Source organism: Serratia sp. HNCC26DJ206 (genome assembly GCF_057180605.1).
Genome location: NZ_JBXUGP010000100.1, coordinates 1 through 1,245, shown reverse-complemented (window position 1 = coordinate 1,245; position 1,245 = coordinate 1). Strand labels below are relative to the sequence as shown.

General features: G+C 54.2%; 1 protein-coding gene. It reads right to left on the bottom strand.

All coding sequences use genetic code 11. From position 1 onward, the window contains the following. Window positions 1-30: 30 nt before the first annotated feature. Window positions 31-1,181, bottom strand: a protein-coding gene (locus tag AC2A1E_RS24085; RefSeq protein WP_484385857.1) for an IS3 family transposase whose coding sequence is annotated in 2 segments (ribosomal slippage) — window positions 31-923 and window positions 923-1,181 — 1,152 coding nt in all. Because the reading frame shifts where the segments join, the coding sequence is not laid out codon by codon here. Between the last annotated feature and the right edge of the window lie 64 nt (window positions 1,182-1,245).

Sequence of the window (1,245 nt, the reverse complement as noted above, 5' to 3'; positions counted from 1 at the left end):
TGATCTTACCCACGAACAATGGACACATGGCTAAGCGAGGTTCTGCTTTTCAAATTTTTCCGGGCTAAGACCACCACAGGCACTGTGGCGACGCCAACGATTGTAATCGCACTCGATATAATTAAACACCGTCGTTCGCATTATTTCCCGGCTGGCAAAGTGCTCGCCGTGGATACACTCCACTTTTAGTGAGTGGAAGAAGCTTTCCACACAGGCATTGTCGTAACAACAGCCTTTTGCGCTCATACTGCCACGCAGATTATGGCGTTTCAGTAAGGCCTGGTAATCCGCTGAACAGTACTGCCCGCCTCTGTCTGTATGAACAATGACATTTTCCGGGCGTTTACGCCGCCATAACGCCATTTGCAACGCATCGCACGCCAGTTGTGCCGTCATCCGCGAGGACATCGACCAGCCGATGACGGCTCGTGACCACAGGTCAATCACCACCGCTAGGTAAAGCCAGCCTTCATCTGTACGCAAGTAAGTAATGTCGCCCGCCCATTTCTGATTTGGCCCACAGGCGGTAAAGTCTTGTTTCAACAGGTTTTCTGACACCGGCAAACCATGTTCACGGTAACTGACCGGCCTGAACCGGCGCGAGGCCTTTGCGCGCAGCCCCTGACGGCGCAGGCTGGCTGCGATGGTTTTGACGTTGTACGCCACAAGCTCATCAGCAAGACGCGGCGCACCATACCGCTGTTTTGCGTTACCGAATGCCTTTCGAACGGCCTCATCACAGACAAGACGGAACTGCTGACGCGGGGTTATCTGATGTCGACGCAGACGCCAGGCATACCAGCCGCTGCGGGCGACACGGAGCACCCGACACAGGGCTTTGATGCTGAACTCAGCCTGATGTTTTTCGATAAAGACATACTTCATTTCAGGCGTTTCGCGAAGTATGTCGCGGCCTTTTGGAGAATGGCCAACTCTTCAGCCTGTTCTGCCAGTTGGCGCTTGAGCCGGGCATTCTCGGTCGCAAGTTCCTGCTCACGTTCGGAAGCTGACAGGCTCTGCTGTTGCTTGCTCCGCCAGGTATAAAGTTGCGATTCGTAGAGACCGAGTTCACGCGCGGCTGCGGCCACGCCAATACGTTGAGCGAGCTTAAGCGCTTCGTCCCGAAAGGCGGGCGAGTGTTGTTTACGGGGTTTGCTTTTCGTTGCTGATGGTTTAGTCATGAGTCACCTCTGGGTTACGAGTTTACTCACTTAGCGCCGTGTCCACTATTGCTGGGTAAGATCA